This window comes from Streptomyces cavernae, assembly GCF_004023625.1.
GTDB lineage: Bacteria > Actinomycetota > Actinomycetes > Streptomycetales > Streptomycetaceae > Streptomyces > Streptomyces cavernae.
This window is the reverse complement of the sequence record NZ_RPDJ01000026.1, coordinates 37097-60533: the sequence shown is the minus strand read 5'-3', so window position 1 is coordinate 60533 and position 23437 is coordinate 37097. Positions and strand designations below refer to the sequence as shown.

The window sequence follows — 23437 nt, the reverse complement described above, 5'->3', positions numbered from 1 at the left end:
GGTAACCCGTCAGTAAGTTACGTACCAGTAACGATCGTTGAGTCGGCGTGAAATCTATGAGGCGCGATGGGAGCTGCGCGGGGCGACCGCCGGCAGGGGAGTCTGCGCGGCCCGGGTGACATCCGCGACCAGCTCCACCACATCAGGGCCGTACGCCTGGGAGTTGACCACCTTCAGCAGTAGGACGAAGGGGTTGTTGCCGTGCTTGCGAGCCAGCTTCTCGTGGTTGCGGGCCAGATAGCGGGTCGCCGCCTGGTTGGTGATGGCCCGCTGGCCGCAGAAGAGGAAGACGGGTCTGGTTGGACCGGGCTGGCTGGCGGTGAGCCGCGCGAGCAGCACGTACTCGGTCAGACCGGACTCCATGCGGTAGCGCTCGGTGCCTATCTGGAAGGCGAGCCGGTCCGGGCCGGGGTCCGGGTCGGTGTTCACCCGGACCCCGGGAAGCATGGCCTGCATGTGGGCCCACATACGGCGATTCGAGCCCGGGCCGCCGACGCAGAACTCCGTGCGCTCCCCGAAGCCCTGGCGGGCCGCGTCCTGGGTGATGACCTCGGCGTGCGCGTTGCAGTCCTTGATCAGGGCGGCGAGTTCCAGGAGCGCGAACACGTCGTAGCGGTGTACCGCCAGGTCCGGACTGCCGGCGTCGCGGTTGACCACCAGCAGCGACTCCGAGTTGTCGGGCAGCCCGAAGAACGCCTGCTTGCGACGGAGCTTCCGCTTCCACAGGTACGTCCGGGCGATCCAGCCCAGCCCGGCGCTGATGCCGGCCGCCAGCACGCCCAGGACGATATTGCGCACGTCGTCATTCATGGGCGCGCATGCTAGCGCCCCGGCGGATGGTGCTCCGGGACACGGCCCGGCAATCCTGACGGGATCATGGCAACAGCGTTACGCTGCGCGGACGGCTGTTGACTGGAGGTACGCATGCGTCGCCCTGTCGCGCGGAATCTGACGTTATTGGCGGTTTCGGCCGCGGTCGTGTCGGTGGGGGCGGCGCCGCCGCACTCGGATACGGCGGCGGCCGGTCCGGCAGCGGCCGGTATGGCGGTGGTCGAGAAGGTCCCCGTGGCCGTCGGCCACGGCGGCGCCGTCGCCAGCGTCGACGCGGACGCGTCCGCCGCCGGGATCGAGGTCCTGAGGAAGGGCGGCAACGCGGTGGACGCCGCGGTCGCCACCGCCGCCGCCCTCGGTGTCACCGAGCCCTATTCGGCGGGCATCGGCGGAGGCGGCTACTTCGTCTACTACGACGCCAAGTCCCGTACGGTGCACACCATCGACGGTCGCGAGACCGCACCGCTCACGGCGGACGAGAACCTCTTCGTCGAGAACGGCCGACCGGTCCCGTTCGCCGACGCCGTCACCAGCGGACTGGGCGTCGGCACCCCCGGCACGCCTGCCACCTGGAAGACGGCGCTGGCCAGTTGGGGCAGCAAGCGGCTGGACACCCTGCTCAGGCCCGCCGAGCGGCTCGCCCGCGACGGATTCACCGTCGACGCCACCTTCCGCTCGCAGACCGAATCCAACCAGGCCCGGTTCCGGAACTTCCCGGACACCGCGAAGCTGTTCCTGCCGGGCGGCGAACTGCCCGTGGTCGGCTCGACCTTCAAGAACCCCGATCTGGCCCGTACCTACGCCGAGTTGGGCCGCAAGGGCGCGGGCGCCCTGTACCGGGGCAAGCTGGCCGAGGACATCGTCGCCACGGTCAACAAGCCTCCGGTGGATCCGGCTTCGGGGTACTACGCCCGCCCCGGCAAGCTGTCCCTGAAGGACCTGGCGGCCTACCGCACCAAGCGCCAGGCGCCCACGAAGACCTCCTACCGAGGCTTCGGCGTCTACGGGATGGCACCCTCCTCCTCCGGCGGCACCACGGTGGGCGAAGCGCTCAACATCCTTGAGAGGACGGACCTTTCGAAGGCGAGCGACGTTCAGTACCTGCACCGTTACATCGAGGCGAGCCGGATCGCCTTCGCGGACCGCGGACGCTGGGTCGGCGACCCGGCCTTCGAGGACGTGCCGACGACGGAGCTGCTGTCGCAGAAGTACGCCGACTCGCGGGAGTGCCTGATCAAGGACGACGCGGTGCTGACCAGCCCGTTGGCGCCCGGCGACCCGCGTGATCCGGCCGCCTGCTCCACGGCCGGCACGGCGGCCCCGACGACGTACGAGGGCGAGAGCACGACGCACCTGACGACGGCCGACAAGTGGGGCAACGTCGTCGCCTACACGCTCACCATCGAGCAGACCGGAGGCAGCGGCATCACGGTCCCCGGCCGCGGCTTCATCCTCAACAACGAGCTGACGGACTTCTCCTTCACCCCGGCGAACCCGGCCGTCCACGACCCGAACCTCCCCGGCCCGGGCAAGCGGCCGCGCTCGTCGATGTCGCCGACGATCGTGCTCGACCGCAACGCGAAGCCCGTGGTGGCGCTCGGCTCACCGGGCGGCGCGACCATCATCACCACCGTCCTGCAGACCCTGACCGGTCTGCTGGATCGGGGTCTGCCCCTGGTGGACGCGATCGCCGCACCGCGCGCCAGCCAGCGCAACCAGACCACCACCGAACTGGAGCCGGGACTGTGGACCAGTCCGCTGAAGGCCCAACTGGAGGCTCTCGGCCACGGCTTCCGGCAGAACTCGGAGATCGGCGCGGCGACCGGCGTCCAGCGGCTTCCGGACGGCAGGTGGCTCGCGGCGGCGGAGAAGGTGCGCCGGGGCGGCGGATCGGCGATGGTGGTGCGGCCGGCACCGTGACAGTACGGGCGCGCCGCTGCCCAGGCCTGGCGGAAGGCGCCCGCCCCGGTCAGCGCGTCGTTCGAGAGGTGCCACCCCGGGCACCTCGGGCAGCGCGTCGCACCGGGTGGCACCCCGGGCAGCGCGTCGTTCGCGAGGCCGTCCGGGGAACGCGTCGTCCGAGAAGTGTCACCCGGGCAGCGCGCCGCGCGGGCCTCGTGTGAGGTCCTCGTGTGAGGCCCCCGTGAGGTCCCGTGCGGGTGCTTCGTGCGCCGTGCTCAGTCGGCAGGCGGGCCGTCCCTGCCGGGCGGGGGCGCGGCGCCGGGCCCGGCCTCCGGGCCGCCGGCCGGTGGGGGCTGGATCCGGCTCTCGGCGCGGCCCACGACGCCCCGCGCGTCCTCGTCGTCGGCGCCGGCCAGGATCCTGCCGTCGGCGCCGGACCGCACCTCTCCGTCGGTGCGGAACACCAGCCGGTCGTCCTTGGAGTCCACCAGGACCAGGCTGCCGGCCGGGATCCGGCCGTCCAGGAGTATGCGGGAGAGCTGGTTGTCGACCTCGCGCTGAATGGTGCGGCGCAGCGGCCGGGCCCCGTACTCGGGCTGGTGGCCGCGCTGCGCCAGCCAGTCGACGGCCCGCTCGGTGAACTGGAGCGTGACGTCCTGGGCGTGCAGCCTGCGCCGCGTCCCCTCCAGCAGCAGGTTCGTGATCCGGCGCAACTGCTCCTGGGTGAGCTGCCGGAAGACGACGATCTCGTCGATGCGGTTGAGGAACTCCGGCCGGAAGTGTTCGCGCAGCGGGCGCAGGATCCGCTCGCGGCGCGCCTCCTCGTCCGCCTCGGCGCCTCCCATGGCGAAGCCCAGACCGGCACCGCGCCGGGTGATCGCCTCGGAGCCGAGGTTGCTGGTCATGACGACGACGGTGTTGGCGAAGTTCACGGTGCGGCCCTGTGAGTCGGTGAGCCGGCCGTCGTCGAGGACCTGCAGCAGGATGTTGAACACGTCCGGGTGGGCCTTCTCGACCTCGTCGAGCAGCAGCAGCGAGTAGGGGTGCCTGCGCACGGTCTCGGTGAGCTGCCCGGCCTCCTCGTGGCCCACGTAGCCGGGCGGGGCGCCCACCAGCCGGCTGACGGTGTGCCGCTCCTGGTACTCGCTCATGTCCAGCCGGACCATCCGCTCCTCGCTGCCGAACAGCGCCTCGGCGAGCGCGCGGGCCAGCTCGGTCTTGCCGACGCCGGTCGGGCCGAGGAAGAGGAAACTGCCGATCGGCCGGTCGGGGCTGGACAGCCCGGCACGGGAGCGCAGCACCGCGTCGGCCACCGCGCGGACCGCCTCGTCCTGCCCGATGACCCGCTGGTGCAGGTGTTCCTCCAGACCGAGCAGCCGGTCGCGTTCCTCCTCGGTGAGCTGCCGGACCGGGATGCCGGTCTTCTGCGACACCACTTCCGCTATGCGCTCGGCGGTGACCTCGAGGTGCTGGCCCTCGTCGGCCTCCTCGCCGAGTCCGGCGGCCCCGGTCTTCGCCCGCAGTTCGCTGATGCGGTCGCGCAGTTGTGTCGCCTTCTCGTACTGCTCGTCGGCGACCGCCTGGTCCTTGTCCCGGACGAGTTGCTCGATCTCCCGTTCGAGGGCCCGTACGTCGGTGCCCTTGGTGCGAGCGCGCAGCCGTACCCGGGCGCCGGCCTGGTCCATGAGGTCGATGGCCTTGTCCGGCAGATGGCGCTCGGTGAGGTAGCGGTCGGACAGTTCGACGGCGGCGATCAGCGCATCGTCGGTGTAGCGGACCTGGTGGTGGGCCTCGTAGCGGTCGCGCAGCCCGCGCAGGATCTCCACCGCGTCCGCGACCGACGGCTCCGGCACCAGGATCGGCTGGAAGCGGCGGGCCAGTGCCGCGTCCTTCTCGATGCGGCGGTACTCCTCCAGCGTCGTGGCCCCCACGATGTGCAGTTCGCCGCGGGCCAGCGGGGGCTTGAGGATGTTGCTCGCGTCCATCGCCCCGCCCTCGCCGCCGGCGCCGGCGCCGACGACGGTGTGCAGTTCGTCGATGAAGACGATCAGGGAGTCGGAGTGGGTGCGGATCTCCTCGACGATGTTGTTCAGCCGCTCCTCGAAGTCCCCGCGGTAGCGGGTGCCGGCGACCACTCCGGCCAGATCCAGGGCGACGACCCGGCGTCCGGTGAGGATGTCCGGCACGTCGCCCTCGGCGATCCGCTGGGCCAGGCCCTCCACGATGGCGGTCTTGCCCACGCCTGCGTCACCGATCAGGACCGGGTTGTTCTTGCCCCGCCGGGACAGCACCTCCACGGTCTGCTCGATCTCGTCCTCGCGGCCGATGACCGGGTCGATACGGCCCTGACGGGCGAGGTCGGTGAGGTCCCGGCCGTACTTGTCCAGGGTCGGGGTGGGGGCCGGCTCGGGGCGGGGCTGGGGGAGCCCCCGCTCGGTGCGCGGCGTCGACGGGCCTTCCGACGAACCGGACGGCAGGGTGGGACCGAAGCGGGCGGTGTGCAGGATGTGCCCGGCCGCGGAGTCGGGGTTGGCGGCGAGCGCGCTCAGTACGTGCTCGGGGCCGATGTAGCCGGTGCCGCGGGACCGGGCCAGGTCATGGGCGTCGAGGAGGGCGCGCTTGACCGCGGGTGTCATCGCCAGCGCGGAGGGCGGGGGCGCCTCGCCCGGCTTGTGTTCGGGGGTGCCGCTGCGCTGGTCGATCTCGCCGGCCAGCGCGTCGGGGTCGGCGCCGGCCCGGGCCAGCAGGGTGCGGGTGGGCTCGAGCTTGACCGCGGCGCGCAGCAGGTGCTGCGTGTCGAGGTCGGTACTGCCGTGCTCGGCGGCGTACGCGGCGGCGTCGGCCACCAGCTGCCGGGCCGGCTGGCTCATCAGCCGTCCGATGTCTATCTGCCGCGGACTTGGCTGGGGCCCGCCGAAGAAGCGTGCCAAGAACTCTTCGAAGGGGTCCGAACCGTAGCCCTGCGGACCCGGGAAGCCGCTGGTCATGGCCCTCCGTTCCGGCGTTCCGGCGCATGCCGGGACACCATCGGGGTCCCTCCCCGCTCGGGCGAGGCCGAGAGTCTCGGGAGAGGATCACGTGCCGGTCCGCACGCGGGTGCCCGGGGCAGCGTCGGTTACACCTGCCGCGCCCGGGCCCTCACGTCACCATGGGTGCCCCTTACAGCATGCCGTCGGGTGGGGTGGCGCGCATGTGGGCCGCGGGCGGGCGGGGGGCCGGGTCAACCCACGTGTGACTCCTGCCGGGCGGTGAGGATCCGGGGCCCGGTCTTCGTGATCGCCACCGTGTGTTCGGTGTGGGCGGCGCGGGAGCCGTCGTTCGTCCGCAGCGTCCAGCCGTCCGGGGCGGCGTGGTAGCCGTCGGTGCCGCCGCCGATCAGCATCGGCTCGATGGCCAGGACCATCCCGTGCCGCAGCGGCATCCCGCGACCGGGGCGGCCCTCGTTCGGAACCCCCGGGTCCTCGTGCATCCGGCGGCCCACGCCGTGCCCGCCGAAGCCGTCGGGGATGCCGTACCCCGCGGCCCGGCACACCGAGCCGATCGCGTGCGCGATGTCCCCGATGCGGTTGCCGACCACCGCCGCCTCGATGCCTGCGGCCAGGGCCCGCTCGGCCGCCTCCACAAGGCGCCGGTCGGCGGCCCGGGCCTCACCCACGACGAAGCTGATCGCCGAGTCGCCGACCCAGCCGTTCAGCTCCGCGCCGCAGTCGATGGAGACCAGGTCACCGTCGCGCAGCCGGTACTTGGTCGGTATGCCGTGCACGATCGCGTCGTTCACGGAGGCGCAGATAACCGCGGGGAAGGGGGTGGGGGCGAAGGAGGGGCGGTAGCCGAGGAAAGGTGAGCCCGCACCGGCCTCGCGCAGTACCCCGTGGGCGATCTCGTCCAGCTCCAGCAGCGATACGCCCACTTCGGCGGCGCGCCGCACCGCGGTGAGCGCCCTCCCGACGACCTGTCCCGCTTCGTACATTGCGTCGATGGACGCGTCCGTCTTCAGTTCCACCATGCCAATTACTATACCGGTATTAGAATGGGCCCATGGTGCGGAATCCTCTGACCCCGGAAGAGCGCGAGCGCGGCGAGCGCCTCGGCAGGCTGCTGCGCGAGGCCCGGGGCGGGCGCAGTATGGCTGACGTCGCCGCTCGGGCGGGCATCTCCGCGGAGACCCTCCGCAAGATCGAGACGGGGCGGGCGCCCACTCCGGCGTTCTTCACCGTCGCCGCGCTGGCGGGGGTGCTGGGGCTGTCGATGGACGAACTGGCGGGGCAGTGTGCCTTCGTGGTCGCGTGAGCGTGAGTTGGGGCCGGGATGGGCGGGAGGCCGGAGTGTGCCACGCCGGCCTCCCGGCCGCACAGGCTGCCGCCGCCGGCAGAAAGCGTCGACTACGAAAACTGAACGTAGCCGCCCTGTAACACGGTTGGTGTTGCCTCGACATCGGAGGGCTCCGTTGTGACGGGAGTGGGCTTTGATGACGGTGGAGCAACTCCCGGGTGAGGTGCGGGAGTTCGCGCAGTATCTGAACCGGATGCTGATGCGGATCGATCAGCGCGGCGGCTGGTGTGCGGTGTTCTGGCAGCGCGACCCCGACGGTATGCGGGCGTGCCTGGACGGAACGGAGGTTCCGCCCTGGGACGTCGTCGAGGCGCTCCTGATGGACCTCGCCACCGCGGCCGGAGCGGACGCCGCCGCCCGGGAGAAGGAGCGGGCCCGGGCGCTGCACACCGCCTCCCTCACGGCCTACGACGCGCGGCCCGGCGGGCGGGAGGAACTCGGCGACCGCCTCGACCAGATGCTCCGCGAACAGCGCCACGCCGCCGAACGCCGGGCGGAACTCACCCGCAGGCTCGGCTCGGCCACCTCCCCCCAGGAGGCCGAGGGCATCCGCCTCGACCTGGCCTGGGCCACCGACGACCATGAACGCGCAACCGCACGTTGCGCCGAACTCCGGTCCCGTATGGCGGAGTTGGCCTGGCGGGCGGTCGGCGGTCACCCGCCGCGGGGCCGCGAGGACGCGCGCCGGCCGTCCCCCGGGCAGCCGGACGCGTACGCCCACGCCACGGCCCGGGCCGACGAGGCTCCCGCCCCGCGCACCACGGCCTTCGTCCCGGAGCCCACAACGGCCCCGTCGGTGGCCCCGGACGACCCGTTCCTCGCGCCTTCCCGCGGTGACGTCTCCGTCGGCGCGCCCGCCACCCCGGACGACGACTTCATGGCGGCCTCCCGGCAAACCCGGCCCCACACCGGTGCTCCGGGGCCCGCGGACCCCGCGAACCCCGCAGATCTCAGAACGCCCGGAACCCCCGGAAGACCTGCCATCCCCGGAACTCCCGGAATCCCCGGAGGCCCTGGGGCCTCCGAATTCGGGCCGGCACCCGGCCCCGGCGACCCGGGTGCCGACGCCGACGCAAGCCCCAAGGCCAAGTCCAAGGCCAGACAACGCTTCAAGCGCCGCACCCGCGGCAGCGCCCGGTTCGCCGGCATGGTGGAGGAGGAGGCTGTGGAGCCGGTCGCCGTACCCACCATGGCGGCGCCCTCGCCCGCGCCCGCCTCCCGGTCCCCGCGGGGAGCCCGGTTCGCCGGGGCCGCCGACGCGGCGCCAGAGCCGGCCGAGCCGCCGCAGCGGCAGCTCGGCGACGAGGCCGGCCGGATCACCGCCGAGACCGTCGCGACACTGGTCCGGCTGCGCACCGAGGGCCGCGGCGGCGAGGCGCACGGAGTCCTCGTCGAGGCGGCGCACTGGCCGGCCGACCGCTTCCCGCTGCTCGCCGACCAACTGCAGCGCGCCGGGCTCTCCGCGGACTGGGCCACCCTGCTCTGGGAGGCCGCGTCGCTGCCCCCGCACCGGCTGGTCGCCGTGGCCGCGGCCCTCGCCGCGGCGGGCCGTGCCGCGGACGGCGAGCAGATGCTGCGCCAGGGCGTCACCCGCCCGGCCGAGGAGATCGGCGAGGCCGCGCTGGGCCTCGTCGAGGAGGGCCGGCGCGGCGAGGCGCGCTCCCTGCTCGACGCGTACGTCCGCATCCGCCCGCCCGCGGACGCCGCCCGGAGTGCCGCCGTCGCACCCGACCGGCTCGTCCCCCTCCTGCTGGAGGCGGCCCGCGGCGTCTCGCAGGAACACCACCGGGACCTCCTCCACGCCGTGCGCATGGCAGGGCTCACCGCCTGACCCGGCACTCGCCCGCCGACGGAACGCCACCGACCGGAGACGGCGCCCACCACTTGGCGACGGGCACCCGCCGGCGGGAAGCTGGGGAGGAATGAAGGGCCCTTCACCCACGGCGCTGGCCACTCACCCACTGGGGTAGGAAACGTGATCGACTCAGCCGGTTCACGGCGATGGTCTTGCCCAGCCCGGCGGCTCGGCTTACGTTCGTGCCTCTACGGCCTGCGTCTACGGGCGTAGAGGCTCTCTGACGTCCCCGTCGAAGGAGCAGCTCATGGCCAACGTCGTACGCGCCGCTCTGGTCCAGGCGACCTGGACCGGCGACACCGCGTCCATGGTCGCCAAGCACGAGGAGCACGCCCGCGAGGCCGCCCGGCAGGGGGCGCGGATCATCGGCTTCCAGGAAGTGTTCAACGCGCCCTACTTCTGCCAGGTCCAGGAGCCGGAGCACTACCGCTGGGCCGAGCCCGTGCCCGACGGGCCGACCGTGCGCCGGATGCAGGACCTCGCCCGCGAGACCGGGATGGTCGTCGTCGTCCCCGTCTTCGAGGTCGAGCAGTCCGGCTTCTACTTCAACACCGCGGCCGTGATCGACGCGGACGGCTCGTACCTCGGCAAGTACCGCAAGCATCACATCCCGCAGGTCAAGGGCTTCTGGGAGAAGTACTACTTCAAACCGGGCAACCTCGGCTGGCCCGTCTTCGACACCGCCGTCGGCAAGGTGGGCGTCTACATCTGCTACGACCGCCACTTCCCCGAGGGCTGGCGGCAACTCGGCTTGAACGGCGCCCAGTTGGTGTACAATCCGTCGGCCACCTCGCGGAGCCTGTCGTCGTACCTGTGGCAGCTTGAGCAGCCGGCCGCGGCGGTCGCCAACGAGTACTTCATCGCTGCCATCAACCGCGTCGGGCGGGAGGAGTACGGCGACAACGACTTCTACGGATCGAGTTACTTCGTCGACCCGCGTGGACAGTTTGTGGGGGAGATCGCCGACGACAAGACGGAGGAACTGGTCGTACGCGACCTCGACTTCGACCTCATCGAGGAAGTGCGGCAGCAGTGGGCGTTCTACCGCGACCGCCGCCCCGACGCGTACGAAGGGCTGGTGCAGCCATGACACCCCATCCGTCGAACGACCTCCACGAGCGGCACAAGGCCGTGCTGCCCGAGTGGCTCGCGCTCTACTACGACGAGCCGATCGAGATCACCCATGGCGAGGGCCGCCACGTCTGGGACGCCGAGGGCAACAAGTACCTCGACTTCTTCGGCGGGATCCTGACCACGATGACCGCGCACGCCCTGCCCGAGGTCACCAAGGCGATCAGCGACCAGGCCGGGCGGATCCTGCACTCCTCGACCCTCTACCTCAACCGGCCGATGGTCGAGCTCGCCGAGCGCATCGCCCAGCTGTCCGGCATCCCGGACGCACGGGTCTTCTTCACCACCTCTGGCACGGAGGCCAACGACACGGCGCTGCTGCTCGCGACGGCGTACCGGCGCAGCAACCAGATCCTCGCGATGCGCAACAGCTACCACGGCCGCTCGTTCAGCGCGGTCGGCATCACCGGCAACAGGGGCTGGTCGCCGACATCGCTGTCACCTCTGCAGACCCTCTACGTACACGGCGGCGTCCGCACCCGCGGCCCGTACGCCCACCTCAGCGACGCCGACTTCATCGCCGCCTGCGTCGCGGACTTGGAGGACCTGCTCGGTCACGGCCGTCCGCCCGCGGCCCTGATCGCCGAACCGATCCAGGGCGTCGGCGGTTTCACCTCCCCGCCCGACGGCCTCTACGCGGCCTTCCGCGAGGTCCTCAACCCGCGCGGCATCCTGTGGATCGCCGACGAGGTGCAGACCGGCTGGGGCCGCACCGGCGACCACTTCTGGGGCTGGCAGGCACACGCCCGGAGCGGTCCGCCGGACATCCTCACCTTCGCCAAGGGCATCGGCAACGGCAGCTCCATCGGCGGTGTCGTCGCCCGCGCCGAGATCATGAACTGCCTCGACTCCAACTCCATCTCCACCTTCGGCGGCACCCAGATCACCATGGCCGCGGGCCTCGCCAACCTCACCTACCTCCTCGAACACGATCTGCAGGGCAACGCCCGGCGCGTCGGCGGACTGCTCATCGAGCGGCTGCGGGCCGTCGCCGCACAGCTCCCGGGGGTACGGGAGGTACGCGGGCGCGGCCTGATGATCGGTGTCGAACTGGTCAGGCCCGGCACCGACGCCGCCGACCCGGACGCCGCCGCGGCCGTGCTGGAGGCGGCCCGCGAGGGCGGGCTGCTGATCGGCAAGGGCGGTGGCCACAACACCAGCGCACTGCGTGTCGCCCCGCCGCTCTCGCTCACCGTCGCCGAGGCGGAGGAGGGTGCCGAGATCCTCGAGCAGGCGCTGCGGAGAGTCCTGTCCTGACATGGTCTGTCATCATGCGGTACGTCTGGCGCGGCACGTCATGACATGGCCGGTCATGGGGTGTCCTGAGTAGCACCGGAGCAAGGCGAGTGAGCCGAAGGGGCGCGCCTGTGTCGAGGAGCTGAGCACGCTCGGGCCCTCCGCACAGGCTCCGGCGCCCCCCAGGCGAACCGAGCCACAGAAAAAAGGGGAATGTCGCCATGGCCACCTCCTTGGAACCCACCCTGTCGGTCCGCCAGGTCCTCAGCCTGGAACGGGTGCTGGCGGGGGAGCCCGAGGTGGTGGCCGGCGCGGCCCAGCTCGACCGGCCGGTGCGCTGGGTGCACGTCGCCGAGGCCGCCGACGTCGGTGTGATGCTCTCCGGCGGCGAGATGGTCCTCACCACCGGGGTGCTGCTGGCCGGCGATCCGGAGGCACAGGCCGAGTACATCCGCTCACTGCACCGCGCGGAGGCCGCGGCCGTCGTCCTCGGGCTCGGCCGGGCCTTCCCCGCGCCGCCGGAGGTGATGCGCCGGGCGGCGGAGCGCTGCGGGCTGCCCATGGTGGTGCTGCACCGGCCATTCCCCTTCGCCGACCTCACAGAGGAGGTCCAGTCCCGGCTGGTACGGCGCAAGTTCGCGGCGGTCAGCCTGTCGGAGGCCGTGCGGACCGCGCTCACCGGGCTGATCACCGCGGGCGCCCCGCTGCAGCAGCTGCTCGACGAGGTGGCCGGGCACAGCGGCTGCCCCGTCGTCGTCACCAACCTCGCGCACCGGGTGCTCGCCACGGCGGGGGAGCGGTCGGCGGTCGACGACGTGCTGCGCGACTGGGAGCGGATCGCCCGGCAGGCGGGCGGCAACGAGGGCGACGGCTGGATCCGGGCGGAACTGGGCGGGCGCGGCGAGCGCTGGGGCCGCATCGTCCTGTGCGGCTACCGCGGTGACGCCGAGACGGGACGGCTGCTGGCCGACCGGGCGGCCGAGGCGCTGGTGCTGCACCGCATGCTCGGCGGGGCGGTGCACACCTGGGAGGAACAGTCCGCGCAGAGCCTGCTGACCGACCTGGTGAGCGGGATCGTGCCGGCCCGGCAACTCCTGCCCCGGGTCCGCGCCGCGGGGCTCCCGGTCAACTACCGCACGTTCGTGCCGATGGTGGTCCGGGGCGCGGACACCGGCCGGCTCGACCGTGTGCTGCGGCTGCTGGGACTGCCCGGGCTGGTCGCCGAGCTGGCCGACTCGGCCACCGCCGTGCTGCTCAGCCTCGCCCGGGACCAGGACGCCGAGGCGCTGTCGGCGCACTTCGCCACCCGGCTGCGCACGGAGGCGGGGGCGGAGCGCACGGTCGTCGCCGCGGCGGACGCGCGGACCGCGTGGGAGGACGTCCCCGCCGGGGTGCGCGAGGCCCAGCACGTGGCGGACGCCGTGGCCGACTCCTCGGCCGCGCTGAACCTCCCGGCGGTCGTCCGACTGAAGGACGTTCATCTGCGGGGCCTGATCCGGCTGTTGCGGGACGACCCGCAGGTCCAGTCCTTCGCGGAGCGCGAGTTGGACGGACTGCTCAGCCGGGCCGACCCGGACCTGTTCTCCGTGCTGCGGACGTATCTCGCCACGGGCCGGAACAAGTCCCGTACCGCCCAACTGCACCATGTCAGCCGCCCGGCGCTGTACCGCCGGCTGGAAGCCATACAGGCCCTGCTCGGTGTCGACCTGGACGATTTCGAGCAGGCCGCGTCGGTACACATCGCCCTCCTCGCACACGACGCGCAACGGGGCTGACACGACGCCGGGAAACAGCGGGGAAACACAGCACTACCTGGGAAAACGGCGGTGAAACATGGGGTCTTGCAAGGGTGACACGGTGGCACGCCCGGCGCCCCGAGACGTGACACGGTGCAACTCAATCCGCCCCGCGGGCCCCCCTACGCTCGCCGCACACCGAGCTACCGGAGGTCCCGATGAGCAGAGTGATCCGTGCCGCCGTCTTCCAGACCGCGTGGACCGGCGACAAGGAATCCATGATCCAGGTCCACGAGCAGGCGGCCCGCGACGCCGCCGCGCAGGGCGCCCAGGTCCTGTGTTTCCAGGAGCTGTTCTACGGGCCCTATTTCTGCCAGGTCCAGGACAAGGCGTTCTACGAGTACGCCGAGCAGATCCCGGACGGCCCGATCGTCAAGCGTTTCCAGGCGCTCGCCAAGGAACTGGGCATCGTCCTGGTCCTGCCGATGTACGAGGAGGAGCAGCCCGGCGTCCTCTACAACACCGCCGCGGTGATCGACGCGGACGGCTCCTACCTCGGGAAGTACCGCAAGACCCACATCCCGCAGGTCGAGGGGTTCTGGGAGAAGTTCTACTTCCGCCCGGGCAACAGCGGTTGGCCGGTCTTCGACACCAAGGCGGGCAGGATCGGCGTCTACATCTGCTACGACCGCCACTTCCCGGAGGGCTGGCGCGCGCTCGGCCTCGCGGGTGCCGAGATCGTCTTCAACCCCTCGGCCACCTCACGCGGACTGTCCGGCTACCTCTGGCAGTTGGAGCAGCCGGCGGCGGCCGTCGCCAACGAGTACTTCGTGGGCGCCATCAACCGCGTGGGCGTGGAGGAGTACGGCACCAACGACTTCTACGGCACCTCGTACTTCGTGGACCCGGAGGCGCAGTTCGTCGGGGAGGTCGCGAGCGACAAGGAGACCGAACTCGTCGTGCGCGACCTCGACCTGGCCAAGCTGCGCGAGGTCCGCGACCGCTGGCAGTTCTACCGCGACCGCGCGCCGGGAGCGTACGAGCCGCTCACGGCTCCGTGACAGGGGCGCGGGGCCGCAACACCCTGCGGCCCCGCCGCGTGGGCGCGACCAGCCTCCCCCAGGCTCTGAACCGCGTTCGAGCCGGGGACATCCCCACCCATCCGCACTTTCCGACCACAACCGAGCGGAGCGTCAACGCATGAGCAGCCGTACCGTCATCCGCGGTGGTCTCGTCATCACCGCGTCCGACGAAATCCACGCCGACGTCCTCATCGAGGACGGCCGTATCGCGGCGCTCGCCGCGTCAGGCACCGACGCCGCCGGCTCCTGGACGGCCGAGCGGACCATAGACGCCACCGGCAAGTACGTCATCCCGGGCGGAGTCGACGCCCACACCCACATGGAGCTGCCGTTCGGCGGCACCTTCGCCTCCGACACCTTCGAGACCGGCACCCGGGCCGCCGCCTGGGGCGGCACCACCACCATCATCGACTTCGCGGTGCAGAGCGTGGGCCACTCGCTGCGCGAGGGACTCGACGCCTGGAATGCCAAGGCCGACGGCAAGTGCGCCATCGACTACGGCTTCCACATGATCGTCTCCGACGTCAACGAGGAGACGCTGAAGGAGATGGACCTGCTGGTGGAGGAGGGCGTGACCTCCTTCAAGCAGTTCATGGCCTACCCCGGCGTCTTCTACAGCGACGACGGCCAGATCCTGCGCGCCATGCAGCGCTCCGCCGAGAACGGCGGACTGATCATGATGCACGCCGAGAACGGCATCGCGATCGACGTCCTCGTCGAACAGGCGCTGGCCCGGGGCGAGACCGATCCGCGCTTCCACGGAGAGGTCCGCAAGGCGCTGCTGGAGGCCGAGGCCACCCACCGCGCCATCAAGCTCGCCCAGGTCGCGGGCGCACCCCTGTACGTGGTGCACGTCTCGGCCATGGAGGCGGTCGCCGAACTGGCCAAGGCCCGCGACGACGGCCTGAACGTCTTCGGCGAGACCTGCCCGCAGTACCTGTTCCTCTCCACCGACAACCTCGCCGAACCGGACTTCGAGGGCGCCAAGTACGTGTGCTCCACTCCGCTGCGGCCGCGCGAGCACCAGGCCCAGCTGTGGAAGGGCCTGCGCACCAACGACCTTCAGGTGGTCTCCACCGACCACTGCCCCTTCTGCTTCGTCGGGCAGAAGGAACTCGGCCGCGGCGACTTCTCCAAGATCCCCAACGGTCTGCCGGGCGTCGAGAACCGTATGGACCTGCTGCACCAGGCCGTCGTCGACGGACACATCTCGCGCCGCCGCTGGATCGAGATCGCCTGCGCGACCCCGGCCCGGATGTTCGGCCTGTACCCGAAGAAGGGCACCATCGCCCCGGGCGCCGACGCCGACGTCGTCATCTACGACCCGAGCGCCGAGCAGGTCATGTCCGCCGAGACCCACCACATGAACGTCGACTACTCGGCGTACGAGGGCAAGCGCGTCACCGGACGGGTGGAGACCGTGCTCTCACGCGGCGAACTCGTCATCACCGAGCGGGAGTTCACCGGACGCGCGGGACACGGCGTCTACACCCCCCGCTCCACCTGTCAGTATCTGAACTGAGAACCCGGACCAGGAGCGCGGCACATGGACTTCGGACTCGTCCTGCAGACGGACCCACCGGCCTCGAAGGTCATCAGCCTGATGAAGCGCGCCGAGGAAAACGGCTTCACCCACGGCTGGACCTTCGACTCCGCGGTGCTGTGGCAGGAACCCTTCGTCATCTACAGCCAGATCCTCAGCAGCACGGAGAAGCTGACCGTCGGTCCGATGGTCACCAACCCGGGCACCCGCACCTGGGAGGTCACCGCCTCCACCTTCGCCACCCTCAACGACATGTTCGGCAACCGCACCATCTGCGGTATCGGACGCGGCGACTCGGCGATGCGGGTCGCGGGCCGCAAGCCCAACACCCTGGCCCGGATCAGCGACGCCATGAAGGTGATCCGGGCGCTCGGCAGCGGCGAGGAGGCCGACCTCGGCGGTGGCACGGTCATCAGCTTCCCCTGGATCAAGCCGGGCGCCCGGCTGCCGGTGTGGATGGCCGCGTACGGACCCAAGGCGCTGAAGATGACCGGTGAGGAGGCGGACGGTTTCATCCTCCAGCTCGCCGACCTGTATCTGACGGAGTACATGGTCAAGGCCGTCAAGGACGCGGCCGCCGCGGCCGGACGCGACCCGTCCGACGTCAAGATCTGTGTCGCCGCGCCCGCCTACGTCACCGAGGACGACTCGCCTCAGGCGCTCGCCCACGCCCGTGAGCAGTGCCGCTGGTTCGGCGGGATGGTCGGCAACCACGTCGCCGACCTGGTCGCCAAGTACGGCGAGCACTCCGCCGCCGTTCCGGACGAACTCACCGACTACATCAAGGCCCGTGAGGGCTACGACTACTCCCACCACGGACGCAGCGGCAACCCCGACACCCAGTTCGTGCCCGACGAGATCGTCGACCGGTTCTGCGTCATCGGGCCGGCCGAGAAGCACATCGAGAAGCTGCACGCGCTGCGCGAGCTGGGCGTCGACCAGTTCGCCGTCTACGACATGCACGACGCTCAGGAACGCGTCATCGACGTCTACGGATCCACGGTGATCCCGGCCGTCAACTCCTGAGCGCCCCCGCGTCGTCACCGGTTGTTCCCGCTCCGTCCCAGCCCCCCACCCCTCGTCACCCCTCCCCACGGTCCCGGGGAGGGGCAAGGGCCCCCGCACGGCCTTTTCCGTCCCCCTGATCGATTGGCCTGCCCATGACCGACACCGTCCCCACGGGGCTGACGACCCAGACCGCCGACGCCGACGGCCGGATCGAGCTCGCCCCCGAGGCCTTCCCCGCCGACAGCCCCTTCGCCAACGAGGACCTGCGCCCCGTCCCGGTCTCCGAACGCAAGTGGACGACGTACAACTTCGCGGCCCTGTGGATCTCCATGGCCCACTGCATCCCGAGCTGGACCCTGGCCTCCGGCCTGGTCGCCCTGGGAATGGACTGGAAGCAGGCCGTCTTCACCATCGCCCTGGCCAACGTCATAGTGCTGCTGCCGATGCTGGCCACCGGTCATGCCGGACCCAAGTACGGCATCCCCTTCCCGGTGCTCGCCCGCGCGTCCTTCGGTGTGCGCGGCGCCAACATCCCGGCGCTGATCCGCGCGGCCGTGGCCTGCGGCTGGTTCGGCATCCAGACCTGGATCGGCGGCAGCGGCATCTTCGCGCTCGGCTCCAAGCTCACCGGCGGTGGGTGGGAGAACGCCGGGAAGATCGCCGGCAACCCGTGGCCATTGTGGCTGTGCTTCGTCCTCTTCTGGGTCGTGCAGATGGCCATCATCTACCGCGGTATGGACTTCCTGCGGCACTTCGAGAACTGGGCCGCGCCCTTCGTGATAGTCGGCGCGTTCGTGCTGCTGATCTGGATCGCGGTCAAGGCCGACGGCTTCGGACAGCTGCTTGACCAGCCGTCGAAGCTCGGCTGGGGTGACGACTTCTGGCCGGTCTTCTTCCCGTCCCTGATGGGCATGATCGGCTTCTGGTCCACGCTGTCCCTCAACATCCCGGACTTCACCCGCTTCGGCCGCAGCCAGAAGGCACAGACCTGGGGCCAGTCCCTGGGCCTGCCCACCACGATGACGCTGTTCGCGATCCTCGCCGTGCTGGTCACATCCGGCTCCGAGGTGGTCTACGGCGAGGCGATCTGGGACCCGGTCGCCCTCGCCGCCAAGACGGACAACACCTTCGGTCTGCTGTTCGCGCTCATCACCGTGCTGATCGCCACGGTCTCCGTGAACATCGCGGCGAACGTGGTCTCGCCCGCGTACGACCTGGCCAACCTGGCCCCGAAGCTCATCAACTTCCGTACGGGCGCGCTGATCACCGGTGTCATCGGTGTCCTGATCTTCCCGTGGAAGCTGATCTCCACGCCCGAGTTCTACATCTTCACCTGGCTCGGCGTGGTCGGCGGTCTCCTCGGCACGGTCGCGGGCATCCTCATCGCCGACTACTGGATCATCCGCCGTACCGTGCTCGACCTCGCGGACCTCTACCGCTCCGGCGGGCGCTACTGGTACTCGTCCGGCTGGAACTGGCGCGCGGTGCTGGCCTTCGTGGTCGGCGGTGTGCTCGCCGTCGGCGGCTCGTACTCGAACGTGGACGCCGAGGGCGCGAAGCAGGGCCCGTTCCCGGTCGACGGCCTGATCCCGTTCCTCAAGCCGCTCGCGGACTACGGGTGGGCGATAGGACTGGCCTCGTCGCTGGTGCTGTACGTGGTCCTGATGTCCGGGCAGCGCCGCGGGCACGTCTGATGCGGAGGGCCGACGCCGGGGGAGGACCCTACTGGGCCTTCTCCAGCGCGGCCACCGCCTCCTTGGCGGCCTTGATGGCGCCCTTGTTGATCTCGTCCGTGCTGGGTGCCTTCTTCGTCTCGAAGTCACTGCCGTTGTACGTGACGACGACCAGGGCGTTGGACACGCGAGTGACCACCACACCCTCGCGCGTCTGCTGCTTGTCCTTGGTGGTGAGGTTCACGACGGAGTAGCCCGTGTCGCCGAGACCGGGGACCGCGCCGCCACCGCCCTTCTCCTCGAGACGCTGCCCGTAGGCGCTCCGGGCCGCCTCGTCGGACTTCTTGAGTTCGTACGAGACGTCCAGCCAGCGGTAGTCGAAGCCCTTCAGCGCGTTCCACGAGCAGGTGCGGCGCAGCGTCTTGTCGGTCGACGGGATCTCCTTGCCGGCCGTCTTGGCACCCGGCACCAGCGACTTCACCGTGGCCTGGCTGATCCCGCGACAGGGTTCGGGCGAGGTGCGGTACGTCATCGGCGCCGCCGTTCTGGACGGGGCGGTCGTCGACTCGCTCTGCGGCTTCTTGTCGTCATCCGCGGCCGGGGTCGAGGCGAACGGGCCCGAGGACAGGGCCCAGCCCATGGACGCCAGCACGGCGACCGGCAGCAGGCGCGCGCCCAGGGTGAGCGGCAGGGGAAGAGAACGCACAGCGCACTTCTCGCAATCGGGTCGGCCCTCAGAGCCGCACTCGGGGTGGGGAAACGACAGTGTCACACGCATGCCTGTGAGGTGGTAGTGAAAACTCGCAGCGTGGCTGTGCGGTCACTGTGACGTGCTGTTGCTCGTGGCATGATCGTCGGATGACGGTCATATCGGCCAGACGCCGGACATCCATCGGACGCCGGATATCCACCAGCAGGCGCAGGATACCCGGAGAACGCGGAACACCCCCACGGCGCGGGCCATCGGCCGGACAGGGATTACCGGCCGCCCAAGGGCGACCGGCCGGACGCGGGCTCCGCCTCGCCGCCTCCTTGTCCGCGCTCCTGCTCCTCACCGGCTGCGGGCTCTCCGGCGAACTGGACCGCGAACGAAATCCCGAGCGCAAGCCCACACCGACACCGACACGGACACCGAGCCGGGCTGAGCCGCCGCCTGTGTCCGCGCTCCCCGTACCCACCGCCTCCACCTCCGCGTCCGTCCCCGTCCAGCAGGCTCAGGGCTGCCCGCCGTCCGGCCTGCGGTTCACAGCGGATGAGGGCACCGCGGCCATGGGACTGCGGGCCATGGGCCTCGACGTCACCAACTGCGGTGACCGCCCACAGGAGTTGAACGGCTACCCCGCCATCACCGTCCTCGACGAGTCGGGCGCGCCCATGCCGGGCGTACGGGCCGTTCAGGGGACCGACGATGTGTCCATGGCACCGGATGACCCTGGTCCCCGGCCGTTGACCCTCGACCCGGGCGAGAGCGCACACGCGGGCCTGTACTGGAGGATGCACGCCGAGGACGCCGTGTACCTCCGCGTCGCTCCGGAGCAGGGGGGTGACGCCGTCAACGTACGCCCCCCGTACCCCCTGGACATCGGCCCGGAGAACGTCCTCGGGACGACGGCCTGGCAACCATCGCGGTAGTGGGCGGGCGGACCCGGGCGCGGGAACGAGTCCGGAGTCGGGGCCGGGGCCGCCGGTCGCCGGACCGCAGGGGTCCGGCCCCTTCCGGTTCGTCCCGGCCCCCTCCGGTCCCTCCGGCCCGTCCTCCCCTTCCGGCTAGTCCGGCCCCCTCGGCACCGCATCGCCGCGGTCCGTCAGGCGGACTCGAAGACGGCCCGGCTCACCTCGTTGGGTCCTTCGAACTCCTCTTCTCCGTGCTCGTTCAGCAGGTCCACCAGCTGCTGGTCGGCCCCGTTCTCCTGCGCGGTCTGCGCCAGGTTCTCACCGGTCGTCGGGTATTCGACGCCCTTGAGTGCCTTCTGCAGGTCGATCGGACTGATGCTCGCCATGATGGAGTCCTTTTGATCGTCGTTCGTATCAATCCTCCGCATTTGTCGGAGGATGAACATCACGCAGTACCCCTCCCGCGATCCGCCATGCAGCCTCCGCGAAATCATGTGGTCCGACCGGATCCCCACGAACGGCGAGGTGGCAAACGGCATGTTCACGACCCGACCGACGCTCCAGGGCACGTTCGGCATGGTGTCCTCCACGCACTGGCTGGCCTCGCAGTCCGCGATGGCCGTGCTGGAGGACGGCGGCAACGCCTTCGACGCGGCGGTCGCCGCCGGCTTCGTACTGCATGTCGTCGAACCGCACCTCAACGGGCCCGCCGGCGAGGTGCCGATCGTCCTGGCCCCGGCGGCAGGCGAGGTGCGCGTGCTGTGCGGGCAGGGCGTGGCGCCCGCCGGGGCCACGATCGCCCACTACCGGGACCTCGGGCTTGATCTCGTGCCCGGTACCGGACCGCTCGCCGCCGCCGTTCCGGGCGCCTTCGACGCCTGGATGCTGCTGCTCCGCGACCACGGCACGAAGCCGCTCGGGGACGTACTGAAGTACGCGATCGGCTACGCGGAGCACGGCCACGCACCCGTGGAGCGCGTCGGGGAGACCGTGGAGACCGTACGGGAGCTGTTCGAGACGGAGTGGACCTCCTCCGCGGAGGTCTATCTGCCCGGCGGGAAGGCACCGCGGCCCGGTGAGCTCTTCCGCAACCCGGCACTCGCCGCGACCTGGCGGCGGCTGCTCGCCGAGGTCTCCGGGGCCGGCGGCAGGGAGGCCGAGATCGAGGCGGCGCGGGAGGTGTGGCGGTCCGGCTTCATCGCCGACGCCCTGGTGCGGCAATCCGCGAGGCCCACCCTCGACACCAGCGGCGAGCGCCACACGGGCACCCTGACCGCTGCCGACCTGGCCTCCTGGTCCGCGTCCTACGAGGACCCGGTGACGTACGACTGGCAGGGCTGGACCCTGTGCAAGGCGGGCCCCTGGAGCCAGGGCCCCGTCCTGCTGCAGCAGCTCGCGCTGCTCCCGCCGGAGCTGCCGCCGTACGGGTCCGCCGACTACGTCCACCTGCTGATCGAGGGCTGCAAGCTCGCGATGGCCGACCGGGAGGCCTGGTACGGCGACGCGGCGGAGGTTCCGATCGACGAGCTGCTGTCCGAGTCGTACAACTCCGGCCGGCGCGCGCTAGTCGGAGACCGGGCTTCCCGGGAGCTACGGCCCGGCAGTCCCGGAGGGCGGATCCCGCGGCTCAGCGGCCACGCGCGCGTGGCCGCCGCCGGAGGCCCCGGAAGCCGAGCGACCGCGCCGGGCGCCGGCGAGCCCACGGTCGCGAAGAGCCCGCTGTCACCGGTGCCGGACGAGCCGGACGCCACGGCGGGCGAGCCGATCGTCACGGCGGGCGAGCCGGACGTCGCGGCGGGCGAGCCGGACGTCGCGGCGGGCGAGCCGGACGTCGCGGCGGACGGGCGGACCCGCGGCGACACCTGCCACCTCGACGTGGTCGACCGGTGGGGCAACATGGTCGCGGCCACGCCCAGCGGCGGCTGGTTGCAGTCCAACCCGGTGGTGCCCGAACTCGGCTTTCCCCTGGGCACCCGGCTCCAGATGACCTGGCTGGAGGACGGACTGCCGGCCGCACTCACACCGGGCCGCCGTCCGCGCACCACACTGACCCCCTCGCTCGCTCTGCGCGACGGGGTGCCGGTGATGGCGTTCGGCACCCCCGGCGGTGATCAGCAGGACCAGTGGCAGCTGCACTTCTTCCTGGCCGTCGCGCTGCGCGAGCGGGTCCGCGGGGACCTCGACCTGCAGGGCGCGATCGACGCCCCCAACTGGCACAACGACAGCTTCCCCGGCTCGTTCTTCCCGCGGGGCATGCGGCCCGGGGCCGTCACCGTGGAGTCCCGCACGGACGCCGGGGTCGTCGCGGAGCTGCGGCGGCGCGGGCACGAGGTGCTGGTCGCGGAGGCCTGGTCCGAGGGACGGCTGTGCGCGGTCGCCCGGAACCCGGACACCGGGGTGCTGTCCGCGGCGGCCAATCCGCGCGGAATGCAGGGGTACGCCGTGGGCCGCTGAATGCATGTTCACGGTGATTCCACCGGGAGTGCACCGACAGGGCGGGGATTGTCAGTGGGCCGTGCTCTCATGGAGCCGTGATGGAAGACACCGAGACCTTCGACGGGTTTCTCGCACGCCATGCGGCCGACGTCGAAGAAGCGGTCCGCAAGGCGGCCGCCACCGAGATCATGCCGCGCTTCCGGCAGCTCGCCGAGCACGAGGTGGACCGCAAGAGCGGACCGCACGATCTGGTGACCGACGCCGACCGCAAGGCGGAGCTGTACCTCACCGAGGCGCTGGGCACGCTGCTGCCCGGATCGGTCGTGGTCGGCGAGGAGGCCGTCCACGCGAACCCCGCTTCGTACGAGGCGATACGGGGTGACGCACCGGTCTGGATCGTGGATCCGGTCGACGGCACCCGGAACTTCGTGCACGGCGAGACGCACTTCTGCACGCTGGTGGCGCTGGCCCGCCGCGGCGTCGTGCTGGCGTCGTGGACGTACGCGCCGGCGCTTGACCAACTCGCCACGGCGGTCCGCGGAAAGGGCGCGTTCCACGAGGGCGAGCGGCTGCGCTCCGGTTCGCCGGAGCCCGGCCGCGACCTGAGGGTCGTCACCTCCCACCCGGACTACACCACCGACGCGGAGAAACGCGCCCTGCTCGCCCTGCGCACCGAGGGCGTCCGGCCCCGGCCGTGCGGCTCGGCCGGGCTGGACCACCTCGCCGTCGCCCGCGGGGAACTCGACGCGACGGCGTTCTCGTGGGAGGCCGCCTGGGACCACGCGGCCGGTGTCCTGCTGGTGGAAGAGGCGGGCGGTGCGCACCTGACACCCGCGGGGGAGCCGTTCCGTATCACCGGGGGCAACGCGCTGCCGTTCACCACGGCCCGGGACGCGGCAACGGCCCGCCGCGTGGCGGGACTGCTGGCGAGCGGGGTCTGAGGGCCCGGTGGCGGGGCGGCAGACGCCCGCGGTGGGGCGATGGGGCTCGCTGGTGGGGCGGCACGTGCTCGTGGTGTGCGGCACGTGCTCGTGGTGGGGCGTGGGGCTCGCTGGTGG

The 23437-nt window shown here is 71.4% G+C and carries 18 protein-coding genes; 13 read left to right on the top strand and 5 right to left on the bottom strand.

Annotation, left to right across the window (positions count from 1 at the left end):
- Positions 1-54: 54 nt before the first annotated feature.
- The gene (locus EF387_RS30915; RefSeq protein ID WP_202918417.1) at positions 55-810 is read right to left on the bottom strand and encodes a hypothetical protein; all 756 of its coding nucleotides are present in this window, start codon (positions 808-810) and stop codon (positions 55-57) included.
- Positions 811-924: 114 nt separating this feature from the next.
- Here EF387_RS30915 and ggt point away from each other — a divergent pair, with 114 nt between their 5' ends.
- Complete coding sequence (ggt, locus tag EF387_RS30910; RefSeq protein WP_128379947.1) at positions 925-2751, top strand: gamma-glutamyltransferase; 1827 nt, start codon at positions 925-927, stop codon at positions 2749-2751.
- Between the two features lie 257 nt (positions 2752-3008).
- On the opposite strand, the gene EF387_RS30905 is transcribed toward ggt, so the two are convergent.
- Together EF387_RS30905 and map are read right to left on the bottom strand one after the other, a co-directional pair.
- Entirely contained in the window at positions 3009-5720 is a 2712-nt protein-coding gene (locus EF387_RS30905) for an ATP-dependent Clp protease ATP-binding subunit (protein WP_128379946.1), read from the bottom strand.
- 233 nt (positions 5721-5953) lie between these two features.
- Complete coding sequence (gene map, locus EF387_RS30900; RefSeq protein ID WP_128379945.1) at positions 5954-6739, bottom strand: type I methionyl aminopeptidase; 786 nt, start codon at positions 6737-6739, stop codon at positions 5954-5956.
- Positions 6740-6771: 32 nt separating this feature from the next.
- Here map and EF387_RS30895 point away from each other — a divergent pair, with 32 nt between their 5' ends.
- The 9 genes from EF387_RS30895 (at position 6772) to EF387_RS30855 (ending at position 18350) form a co-directional block, all read left to right on the top strand.
- Positions 6772-7023 carry a helix-turn-helix domain-containing protein gene (locus EF387_RS30895; protein ID WP_128379944.1) on the top strand — a complete coding sequence of 84 codons (252 nt, stop codon included), beginning with the start codon at positions 6772-6774 and terminating at the stop codon, positions 7021-7023.
- 178 nt (positions 7024-7201) lie between these two features.
- Positions 7202-8896, top strand: a complete 1695-nt coding sequence (locus EF387_RS30890; protein ID WP_128379943.1) for a hypothetical protein — start codon at positions 7202-7204, stop codon at positions 8894-8896.
- Positions 8897-9167: 271 nt separating this feature from the next.
- Positions 9168-10010, top strand: a complete 843-nt coding sequence (locus tag EF387_RS30885; RefSeq protein ID WP_128379942.1) for a nitrilase-related carbon-nitrogen hydrolase — start codon at positions 9168-9170, stop codon at positions 10008-10010.
- A complete protein-coding gene (locus EF387_RS30880) occupies positions 10007-11308 on the top strand; it encodes an aspartate aminotransferase family protein (RefSeq protein WP_128379941.1) in 1302 nt (433 codons plus the stop codon). Before EF387_RS30885 ends, EF387_RS30880 begins: the two co-directional genes overlap by 4 nt.
- 200 nt (positions 11309-11508) lie before the next feature.
- On the top strand, positions 11509-13062 hold the full coding sequence (locus tag EF387_RS30875) for a PucR family transcriptional regulator (RefSeq protein WP_128379940.1): 1554 nt from the start codon (positions 11509-11511) through the stop codon (positions 13060-13062).
- A gap of 179 nt (positions 13063-13241) precedes the next feature.
- Positions 13242-14084 carry a nitrilase-related carbon-nitrogen hydrolase gene (locus EF387_RS30870; RefSeq protein ID WP_128379939.1) on the top strand — a complete coding sequence of 281 codons (843 nt, stop codon included), beginning with the start codon at positions 13242-13244 and terminating at the stop codon, positions 14082-14084.
- Positions 14085-14223: 139 nt separating this feature from the next.
- Entirely contained in the window at positions 14224-15627 is a 1404-nt protein-coding gene (gene hydA / locus EF387_RS30865) for a dihydropyrimidinase (protein WP_128379938.1), read from the top strand.
- Positions 15628-15651: 24 nt separating this feature from the next.
- On the top strand, positions 15652-16674 hold the full coding sequence (locus EF387_RS30860; protein ID WP_128379937.1) for a TIGR03842 family LLM class F420-dependent oxidoreductase: 1023 nt from the start codon (positions 15652-15654) through the stop codon (positions 16672-16674).
- Between the two features lie 134 nt (positions 16675-16808).
- On the top strand, positions 16809-18350 hold the full coding sequence (locus EF387_RS30855) for an NCS1 family nucleobase:cation symporter-1 (protein ID WP_128379936.1): 1542 nt from the start codon (positions 16809-16811) through the stop codon (positions 18348-18350).
- 28 nt (positions 18351-18378) lie between these two features.
- Here the strand turns inward: EF387_RS30855 and EF387_RS30850 are convergent, their stop codons facing one another.
- Positions 18379-19035, bottom strand: coding sequence for a hypothetical protein (locus EF387_RS30850; RefSeq protein ID WP_128379935.1), 657 nt, complete (start codon positions 19033-19035; stop codon positions 18379-18381).
- A 449-nt stretch (positions 19036-19484) separates the two neighbouring features.
- Between EF387_RS30850 and EF387_RS47155 the strand changes: the two genes are divergently transcribed.
- On the top strand, positions 19485-19961 hold the full coding sequence (locus tag EF387_RS47155; RefSeq protein WP_162467239.1) for a DUF4232 domain-containing protein: 477 nt from the start codon (positions 19485-19487) through the stop codon (positions 19959-19961).
- Positions 19962-20134: 173 nt separating this feature from the next.
- On the opposite strand, the gene EF387_RS30840 is transcribed toward EF387_RS47155, so the two are convergent.
- Positions 20135-20329: a DUF2795 domain-containing protein gene (locus tag EF387_RS30840; RefSeq protein WP_128379933.1), complete on the bottom strand. Its 195-nt coding sequence runs from the start codon at positions 20327-20329 to the stop codon at positions 20135-20137.
- Between the two features lie 151 nt (positions 20330-20480).
- On the opposite strand from EF387_RS30840, the gene EF387_RS30835 reads away from it, so the two are divergent.
- Together EF387_RS30835 and EF387_RS30830 are read left to right on the top strand one after the other, a co-directional pair.
- The gene (locus EF387_RS30835; RefSeq protein ID WP_128379932.1) at positions 20481-22397 is read left to right on the top strand and encodes a gamma-glutamyltransferase family protein; all 1917 of its coding nucleotides are present in this window, start codon (positions 20481-20483) and stop codon (positions 22395-22397) included.
- Positions 22398-22474: 77 nt separating this feature from the next.
- Positions 22475-23320, top strand: coding sequence for an inositol monophosphatase family protein (locus EF387_RS30830; RefSeq protein WP_128379931.1), 846 nt, complete (start codon positions 22475-22477; stop codon positions 23318-23320).
- The last annotated feature ends 117 nt before the right edge of the window (positions 23321-23437 follow it).